8 protein-coding genes and 1 riboswitch are annotated in these 8,866 nt (G+C 69.4%); of the genes, 7 read left to right on the top strand and 1 reads right to left on the bottom strand.

Annotation, left to right across the window (positions count from 1 at the left end; genetic code table 11):
- Positions 1-958 precede the first annotated feature (958 nt).
- From cobG to BMZ43_RS23795, 7 genes are all read left to right on the top strand, one after another.
- On the top strand, positions 959-2,245 hold the full coding sequence (cobG, locus tag BMZ43_RS23825; RefSeq protein ID WP_093257293.1) for a precorrin-3B synthase: 1,287 nt from the start codon (positions 959-961) through the stop codon (positions 2,243-2,245).
- A complete protein-coding gene (locus BMZ43_RS23820; protein ID WP_017642945.1) occupies positions 2,238-2,864 on the top strand; it encodes a precorrin-8X methylmutase in 627 nt (208 codons plus the stop codon). Before cobG ends, BMZ43_RS23820 begins: the two co-directional genes overlap by 8 nt.
- Positions 2,864-3,604, top strand: coding sequence for a precorrin-2 C(20)-methyltransferase (locus tag BMZ43_RS23815; RefSeq protein WP_093257291.1), 741 nt, complete (start codon positions 2,864-2,866; stop codon positions 3,602-3,604). Before BMZ43_RS23820 ends, BMZ43_RS23815 begins: the two co-directional genes overlap by 1 nt.
- Positions 3,592-5,262 (top strand): precorrin-3B C(17)-methyltransferase, encoded by a 1,671-nt coding sequence (gene cobJ, locus BMZ43_RS23810; RefSeq protein ID WP_177344857.1) that lies wholly within the window; start codon positions 3,592-3,594, stop codon positions 5,260-5,262. Before BMZ43_RS23815 ends, cobJ begins: the two co-directional genes overlap by 13 nt.
- A 6-nt stretch (positions 5,263-5,268) precedes the next feature.
- A riboswitch (cobalamin riboswitch) is annotated at positions 5,269-5,416 on the top strand.
- A 30-nt stretch (positions 5,417-5,446) separates the two neighbouring features.
- Positions 5,447-6,463 carry an ABC transporter substrate-binding protein gene (locus BMZ43_RS23805; protein WP_093257286.1) on the top strand — a complete coding sequence of 339 codons (1,017 nt, stop codon included), beginning with the start codon at positions 5,447-5,449 and terminating at the stop codon, positions 6,461-6,463.
- On the top strand, positions 6,460-7,494 hold the full coding sequence (locus BMZ43_RS23800) for a FecCD family ABC transporter permease (protein ID WP_093257282.1): 1,035 nt from the start codon (positions 6,460-6,462) through the stop codon (positions 7,492-7,494). Before BMZ43_RS23805 ends, BMZ43_RS23800 begins: the two co-directional genes overlap by 4 nt.
- Positions 7,491-8,255 (top strand): ABC transporter ATP-binding protein, encoded by a 765-nt coding sequence (locus BMZ43_RS23795; RefSeq protein ID WP_093257280.1) that lies wholly within the window; start codon positions 7,491-7,493, stop codon positions 8,253-8,255. Before BMZ43_RS23800 ends, BMZ43_RS23795 begins: the two co-directional genes overlap by 4 nt.
- Here the strand turns inward: BMZ43_RS23795 and BMZ43_RS23790 are convergent.
- Positions 8,240-8,758 (bottom strand): Mpo1 family 2-hydroxy fatty acid dioxygenase, encoded by a 519-nt coding sequence (locus tag BMZ43_RS23790; RefSeq protein WP_093257278.1) that lies wholly within the window; start codon positions 8,756-8,758, stop codon positions 8,240-8,242. The two genes, BMZ43_RS23795 and BMZ43_RS23790, sit on opposite strands and share 16 nt — an antisense overlap.
- Positions 8,759-8,866 lie beyond the last annotated feature (108 nt).

Genomic DNA, 8,866 nt, shown 5'->3' with positions numbered 1-8,866 from the left:
CGATATGCCGCCCATTACAGACAGCCATTCGCTTTTTGCACCCTCCCATTCCCCACACCCAACAGCTTTCCTTGCGGATTGCCTGCCTTCCGATGTTGCTGGTTAGGCGGGTGGTCGGGATTGCCACGTTCCCCGATGTGCATCGATTCCCCGGTTAGGTTCCGTCTCTCCCCCGACAGTCGTAGTGGTACCGCGTCGTTAGCTTTGACAACGAGCGCCAGACTGCTTTGCCGATTTTGGCCAGGGCCTATTAACTGCCGTAGGCCCAGTTATGCTTACGAGGGGTCTAACAACGGTTCACATGCGTTAACCATACGGGTTGGGTCACTAGCCCTAAGCTTCCGTGCAGTTCGGAAGCTTCACGAAGCTGTTGCCAGTCAAGCGCGTCCCTTGCGGGATAGGACATTGTCCACCGGGCTTCACACCTCAGGGTTGGCCCCCGACGCATGCCGATGTAGTGAACTGGCAGGTACATGCCAGGCTCGGTACCCCCTGTATTAGCAAGGTTGAGCAATGCACAAGCGGAGCGGTTGCTCCGTGCTTGGACGAGATACCCTAGCGTCTCACGACGTTGGCATGGGCCAAATGAGACCAAGGCATCCCAGAGATGGATTGACCCCTTGCGGGGTCAAATCACCCGCAGGGAGTCTTGTTACATTTAGATACAATTTCGTTGGCGGAAATTGCTCTCTGTTACGTCTGATTGATCAATTTATAGCCAAAAATGGCCAAATTTGAGACGTACTTACCCTGGCAAGCAGGGATCGCATTGTCCCCACAAGTGGGTCGAATCAGGCGCGGCAGAGCCGGCTCTCGTGCTTTATTTAGGCTTCAAACCCCTGTAGAACAAGGGTTTCGGCGCCAAGACTAAGCTGGTCGACCAAGCACAACACGAGCATACGTGTCGCACCAAAGCGGGCATAATAACGTCTTTCCCCGTTCAGCCCGACCTTCCGCCGTGAATCCTCCGTCTCCCTCCGCCCTCGTCCCGCGGCCTTCGGCCTGTCCGGGGCTGCTGCGCATCGTGCCCGCGCGCGATGGCGGCCTGTGCCGGGTGAAGTTGCCGGGCGGGCGACTCATGGCAGGCCAGGCGCGAGCGATCGCCGCCGCCAGCGAGCGCTGGGCGAACGGGGTACTGGAGCTGACCAATAGGGCCAACCTGCAATTGCGCGGCGTGCGCCCGGACGGCGCCGACGCCCTGGTGGCTGCCTTGCAGGCCGCCGGTCTGGGCCCGAGCGATCCGGCCGCCGACGACGTGCGCAATCTGCTGCTCAGCCCGGCGGCGGGGCGTGACCCGCAGCAGTTGCAGGATGTTCGTCCCCTGGCCGCCGAATTGCTCGCCCTGCTGGAGGGCGACCGCCGACTGCATGGGCTGTCGGCCAAGTTCGCCCTGCAACTGGACGGCGGCGAAGCCCTGGCGCGGCTCGATCATCCCCACGATGTCTGGCTGTCGGCTCGCGCCGAGGGCTACGTGCTCGGTCTCGCCGGTATCCCGCTGGATGCGCCGGTTGGACTGATCGTCCCGGGCCAGGAGGTGGCGACCGTGACGCGGTTGCTGCATCGCTTTCTCGATCTCGCCGGTCCCGAGCAGAGCCGCATGCGCCAGCTGCTGGCTCAGTGCCCGGCCGCAGAGTTGCTGGCGGGGTTGGACCTGCTGCCGGTTCCGCGCAGCCCACGCGCGGCGGCCGCAACCGAGCTGCGCCTGGGCAGCCATCCCCAGCTTCAGCCGGGTCACTGCTGGATCGGCGCCCAGCCCGCCCTAGGCCGCCTGCCGGCAACGAGCCTGGCCGCCGTCGCCGACCTGGCCGAGCACCTCGGCAACGGCGACCTGCACCTGACCCCCTGGCAGGGCCTGCTGCTGCCCGATGTGCCGGTCGACCAGGCCCAGGCGCTGCTCACGGCCTTGACCACCCTGGACCTGACCACCGACCCTGCCGCACCCCTGGCCCGGCTGATCGCCTGTACCGGCAGCCAGGGCTGCGCCAAGGGCCAAGCCGACACCAAGGGCGATGCCCTGCGCCTGGCCGAGCGGCTGCCGGCGGACCTGGAGGTGCATCTCTCCGGTTGCCCGCGCAGTTGCGCCCTGGCCGGCCAGGCGCCCCACACCCTCTTGGCGGTGGCCCCCGGTCGCTATGACCTCTTCGTGCGCGACGCCACCCAGCCCGGTCCGGGCCGGCGGCGCGCCACCCACCTTTCTCTCGACGAGGCGGCCGCCTGGCTGGCCCGGAGTCCTAGTGATGCTTGAATACGAACGCGACGGCCAGGCGATCTATCGCCAATCCTTCGCCACCATCCGCGCCGAGGCCGATCTCTCGGCCATCCCCGCCGACCTGGAAAAGCTCGCCGTGCGGGTGATCCACGCCTGCGGCATGGTCGACGTGGTCCAGGACCTGGCCTTTTCCCCGGGTGCCGGCGCGGCCGGTCGCGCGGCCTTGGCGGCCGGCGCGCCCATCCTCTGCGATGCCCGCATGGTCGCCGAGGGCGTTACCCGCACTCGCTTGCCGGCCAACAATCAGGTGATCTGCACCCTGCACGACGAGGGTATCCGCGAGCTGGCCGTGGCCCAGGGCAACACCCGCTCGGCGGTGGCCCTGGAGCGCTGGCGGCCGCACCTGGCCGGCAGCGTGGTGGTGATCGGCAACGCCCCCACGGCGCTGTTCTATCTGCTGGAGATGCTCGATGCCGGGGCGCCCAGGCCAGCGCTGATCCTCGGCATGCCGGTGGGCTTCGTTGGTGCCATGGAGTCCAAGGACGCCCTGGCCGCCGACAGTCGCGGCGTGCCCTACGTCATCGTCCGCGGCCGCCGTGGCGGCAGCGCCATGGCCGCGGCAGCGGTCAATGCCCTGGCCACGGAGGTGGAGTGATGGCCGGCCGCCTGCTCGGCCTGGGCGTCGGCCCCGGCGATCCGGAACTCATCACCCTGAAGGCCCTGCGCCTCCTGCAGGGCGCGCCGGTGGTGGCCTATTTCGTCGCCAAGGCCAAGGCCAACGCGGGCCAGGGCGGCAATGCCTATGGCGTCATCGAGGGCTATCTGCTGGACGGCCAGCAGCGCCTGCCACTGGTCTATCCGGTGACCACCGAGAAGCTGGCGCCGCCGCTGTCCTACGAGACGGTGATCGCCGACTTCTACGACACCGCCGCCGCCCAGGTGGCCGACCATCTGGACGCCGGCCGTGACGTGGCGGTGATCTGCGAGGGCGATCCCTTCTTCTACGGCTCCTACATGTACCTGCACGACCGCTTGGCCGAGCGCTACGAAGCCCAGGTGGTGCCGGGGGTCTGTTCCATGCTCGGCGGTGTGGCCATGCTCGGTCTGCCGCTGGTCTATCGCAACCAGACCCTCACGGTGCTCTCCGGGGTGCTCTCCGCCGAGGAACTCAAGGCGCGCCTCACCAGCGCCGACGCCGCCGTGGTGATGAAGCTCGGGCGCAATTTCGAGAAGGTGCGCCAGGTCTTGCGCGAGCTCGGCCTGGACGAGCGTGCCCGCTATATCGAGCGCGCCACCATGGACAACCAGCGCATCGTCGCGCTGGACGAGGTCGAGCCCATGGCCTCGCCGTATTTCTCGCTGGTGGTGGTGCCGGGGGTGAAATGGAAGGGTTGAGCCCGGCCATCGTCATCCTCGGCCCCGGCGCCCTGGCCACTGCCCGCCGCCTGCAGGACGGCCTGCCGGGCAGTCTGGTGCATGGCCTGGCCGGGCGGGTCGAGGGCGATGTCAGCTACAACGCCTTCGGCGACCACCTGCGTGACCTCTATCGCCAGCAGCGGCCCTTGGTTGTGCTCTGCGCCGCCGGCATCGTCATCCGCACCCTGGCGTCCTTGCTGGATGACAAGACCGCCGAGCCGCCGGTCCTGGCGGTGGCCGAAGACGGCAGCGCCGTGGTGCCGCTGTTGGGTGGTCTGGCCGGTGCCAACCGTCTGGCTCGCCAGCTGGGTACTTTGCTGGACGTGGCCCCGGCCATCACCACCAGTGGCGAACTGAGATTCGGCACCTGCCTGCTCGATCCACCGGCCGGCTATGCCCTGGCCGACGTCGACGTGGCCAAGCATCGGGTGGCCGATCTGCTGGCCGGCGCCCCGGTACGCATCGAGGGCGAGGCGCCCTGGCTGGATGAGGTGCCCCTGGCCCGCGACCCTGAGGCGCGGCAGCGCATCCTGGTCTCGCCCATGACCAGCGCCGACGACCATACCCTGCTCATCCATCCCCGCGCCGTGCTGGTGGCGGTACGCGCCGATGCCACCGCTGCCGCCGTCACCGAACTGCTTGCCAGCACCGGCTATGCGCCAGGTGCCGTGGCAGTGCTGCTGGCGCGGGCGGAAGACATGGCCGCGCCCGGCCTGGCCGAGCTGAGCCAGGCGCTGGCCCTACCCTTGAGATTCGTCGACGCCCGCACCCCGGAGTTCGCCCGGGCGGCCGTGGTACGGGCCCAGGCCCAGGGCCTTGCCCTGCACCTGCATGACCGGCCGCTGGACGCCGATGACCTCGGCCAGCGCCGTGGCCGCCTCAGCGTGGTGGGCTTAGGCCCTGGTGCGGCCGAACTCATGGCACCGGTGGTACGCCGCGCCCTGGACCAGGCCCAGGACGTGCTCGGCTACGCGACCTACGTGCAGATGGCCGGCCCCCTGCGCCCGGACCAACTGGCCCATGCCAGCGACAACCGCGAAGAATTGCAGCGTGCCCGCCATGCCTTCGAGCTGGCCGCCAGCGGCCGTCAGGTGGTCATGGTGTCGTCCGGCGATCCGGGTGTCTTCGCCATGGCCGCCGCGGTGCTGGAGGTGCTGGAAGGCGCCGATGATCCGCGCTGGGCGGCGGTGGAGCTGGAGATCCTGCCGGGCATCACCGCGGCCATGGCCAGCGCCGCCCTGGCCGGGGCGCCCCTGGGCCACGACTTCTGCCTGATCTCCCTGTCCGACAACCTCAAGCCCTGGGCGGTGATCGAGCAGCGCCTGCGCCAGGCCGCCGCGGCGGACCTGGCCATGGCCTTCTACAACCCCATCTCCAAGGCCCGGCCGCATCAGCTGGAGCGGGCGCTGGACGTCCTGCGCAGCTGCCGTCCGGCAAATACCCCGGTGATCCTCGGCCGCGACGTCGGTCGTCCCGGTGGCGGTCTCGAATACACCAGCCTCGGCGCCCTGCGCAGCGACATGGTGGATTCGCGCACCCTGGTGATCCTCGGCTCCAGCCATACCCGGCGCTTTCCGCGGGCCGATGGCGGCGAGTGGGTCTATACGCCGCGCTGGTATGATCCGGGATTGTTATAAAGTAACATTTAATGCTTGAATCCTGGTCGCCGCTGGCCCACCCTCGGCGACCTTCCTGTTCCCTGGCGGGAAGCCGGTGAGAGTCCGGCGCGGTCGCGCCACTGTGAGCTTCGTAAGAAGCGAGCCAGACCTCGCCAGGGGACACCCATCATCCACAAGGGACGCGTCATCCCAAGGAGAGTCCATGCTTCGCCGTCTTTCACCGCTGCTCGCCGCCGGCCTGCTATCTGTTTCCGCCCTTAGCGCCCAGGCCGCCACGACCTATCCGCTGACCATCCACAACTGCGGTCGCGACCTGGTCTTCGAGCGCGCGCCCCAGCGCCTGGTCAGCCTGGGTCAGGCCAGTACCGAGTTGCTCTTGCGCCTGGGCGTGGGCGCGCGCCTGGTGGGCACCGGGGTCTGGTTCGGCGGCTTGCCGAAGGACCTGCAGGAGGAGGGCAAGGGCGTTCCGCGCCTGGCCGACAACGCGCCCAGCTTCGAGGCCGTGGTCGGCACCCGGCCGGACCTGGTGGCGGCTCAGTACACCTATCACGTCGGCCCCGGTGGCGAGGTGGCGGACTTCCCGCGCTTCGCCAAGCTGGGCATCGCCGCCTATGTGGCGCCCAGCGATTGCGAAGGCAAGGCGGTGACCGCCGATTCCAATAGCGACGGCAGCCGCAGCGCCCCCTTCGACATGCAGCTGGTGACCCGTGAAGCCCGGGAGCTGGCCGCCATCCTCGATGTGCAGCCGGCCGGCGAGCGTCTGGTCGCCGACCTGGACCGCCGCATCGCTACCGCGGGCGAGCAAGCCAAAGCCGCCGGGGTGCAGGGCCGCTCGGTGCTGTTCTGGTTTTCCAGTCCGCGGCTGGAAGGGGATCCCTGGGTCGCCGGCAACCTCGGGGCGCCGGCCTGGATCGCTCGCGCCCTGGGCCTGCGCAACGTGGTCGACAGCGCCGAGGAATGGCCGGCGGTGAGCTGGGAGCGCATCGCCAGTCTGGACCCTGACTATATCGTGGTGGCGCGTATGGACCGTCGTCTCTATCCCGCCGATGACGTCGACAAGAAGCTGGCCTTCCTGCGCAGCGATCCCCTGACCCGCGAATTGCGCGCGGTGCGCGAGAACCACCTACTGGTGGTGGACGCCCCGACCCTCAATCCCTCGCTGCGGGTGGTGGACAGCGTCGAGACCCTGGCCGCCGATCTGGCCAAGCCGCAACCATGAGCCTGCCCCTGGCGGCCGAGGGGGCCCGGCCCTGGCGCTGGCTGCTGGGCCTGACCGCCGTGCTGGCGCTGGCGGCGAGCGTGGTGCTGGCGGCCTCCTTCGGCGAGATGCCCATCGCCCCGCTGACCAGTCTGCAGGCCATCGCCAACGGCCTGGGCCTGGGGCCCTATCCGGTGGAGCGCATCGTCCAGGGCATCGTCTGGGAATACCGCTTCAGTCGCGCCCTGGTGGCGGCCTGCTGCGGCGCCGGCCTGGCGGTCTCGGGTGCCATCCTCCAGGCGCTGCTGCGCAACGCCCTGGCTGAACCCTATGTGCTGGGGCTGTCGGCAGGAGCCTCCACCGGTGCGGTGCTGGTGATGCTGCTGGGTGTTGGCGGCGGGGTGCTCGGGGTCTCGCTCGGCGCCTTTCTCGGCGCCGTGCTGGCCTTCGCCGTGGTGCTGCCCTTTCTGGGCAGTGGCGGCAGCACCCGCATCATCCTCGCCGGGGTGGCCGCGTCCCAGCTGTTCAATGCCCTGACCGCCTATATCGTCGCCACCGCGGCCAATGCCGAGCAGGCGCGCAGCGTGATGTTCTGGCTGCTCGGCAGCCTGGCCGGGGTGCGCTGGCCGGACGTCTGGCTGGCCGCCGGGGTGGTGCTCGCCGGGCTGCTGGTGTGCCTGGCCTGCGCCCGGGCGCTGGATGCCTTCGCCTTTGGCGAAGACGCCGCCGCCAGCCTCGGCGTGGCGGTGGGGCCGCTGCGCCTGCTGCTGCTAGCGGTCACCGGCCTGATCACCGCCTGCCTGGTCAGCCTGGTGGGCGCGGTGGGCTTCGTCGGCCTGGTGATTCCCCATGTGGCACGCTTCCTGGTCGGGCCCGGGCATGGCCGGCTGCTGCCCACCTGCGCGCTGATCGGCGCCCTCTTCATGGTGCTGGCCGACATCGTCGCCCGCACCCTGGTGGCCAAGCAGACCCTGCCCATCGGCGTGGTCACCGCCCTGGTCGGCGCGCCAGCCTTCGCCTTCATCCTCTATCGCGCGCGGGAGGTCCGATGAGCCTCGCCGCGCGGGACGTGGCCTGGAGCGCCGGCGGCCAGCCGATCCTCCGCGGGGTGACGCTGGCGGTGCCGCCCGGCGGGGTACTGGGGCTGCTCGGCCCCAATGGCTCGGGCAAGTCCAGTCTGCTGCGGCTATTGGCCGGGCTGCGCCGCCCGGAGCAGGGCCGGGTCAGCCTCGACGAGACGCCCCTGCAGGACCTGCGTCGTCGCGACCTGGCGCGCCGGGTGGCCCTGGTGGAGCAGCAGGCCGGTACCGAGGCCGATCTATCGGTGGCCGAGGTGGTGCGCCTGGGCCGCACACCCCATCGGGGCCTGCTCGACGCCTGGAGCGCGCGCGATGCCGAAGTCTGCCAGCGCGCCCTGGCTCAGGTGGGACTGGTCGACAAGGCCGCCCGCCGTTGGCACAGCCTCTCGGGTGGCGAACGCCAGCGCGCCCAGATCGCCCGCGCCCTGGCCCAGGAGCCCAGCGAACTCCTGCTGGACGAACCCACCAATCACCTGGATATCCAGCACCAGCTGGAAATCCTCGACCTGGTCCGCCGCCTGCCGGCCACCTGCGTGCTGGCCATCCACGATCTCAACCTCGCCGCGCTGTTCTGCGATCGCCTGGCGGTGCTGCGCGACGGTCGCCTGGTCGCCGAAGGCGCCCCGGCCGCGGTGCTGACGGCCGAGCTGATCCAGCAGGTCTGGGGCGTGAAGGCGCAGGTGACGCTGGACAGCCCCGACGATCGGCCGACGATCCGCTATCGGCTGGGCTGACGACGCCGCACCGGGCCGGCCCGTTCTTCGATCGCCTGCCTGAGCTGCGGGCGACCACCCAGCCAGAAGACCGCTTCGGTGGCGATGAACAGCGGACCGATGGCCAGACCGGCCAGGTCGTCGAAAAAGGCCGGCTTGCGTCCTTCATAGTGATGGCCCACGAACTGGATGGCCCAGCCGACCAGGAACAGGCCCAGCCCCCAGCCCAGCCAGATGCCCGTGGTCCGGGCTGCCAGCGTGGCACCCAGCCAGAGGGCAAGACCAAGCAGCACGCTCATCAGCAGTCCCAGCGGCCGATCCAGGCGCAGGTAGAAGACCGCCACCGCCCCGGCCACCGGTACCGCGGGCGACAGCGGCCAGCCGGCCAGGCTGAAAACCGGTCGCGACAGCAGGATGGCCACCGCCAGCACGATCAGCAGGATGCCGGGAAAGTGGCTGGCGATGTTGCGCGGATCGCGGTGGTAGCTCGCGTAATGGCTGAGATGATCTTCCAGGGTCTTCATCGGCAGGCATCCAGGCGGCTGGGCGGGAAGCCTCAGCATGCACCGGGAAGACCCTGCGCGTCAGCGGGCACCAGGAGAAATGCGATTGCGATAATCGCCCCCTCGCTC

This window comes from Pseudomonas sp. Snoq117.2 (genome assembly GCF_900110545.1).
Taxonomy (GTDB): domain Bacteria; phylum Pseudomonadota; class Gammaproteobacteria; order Pseudomonadales; family Pseudomonadaceae; genus Chryseomonas; species Chryseomonas benzopyrenica.
This window is presented reverse-complemented; position numbering and strand designations above follow the sequence as displayed.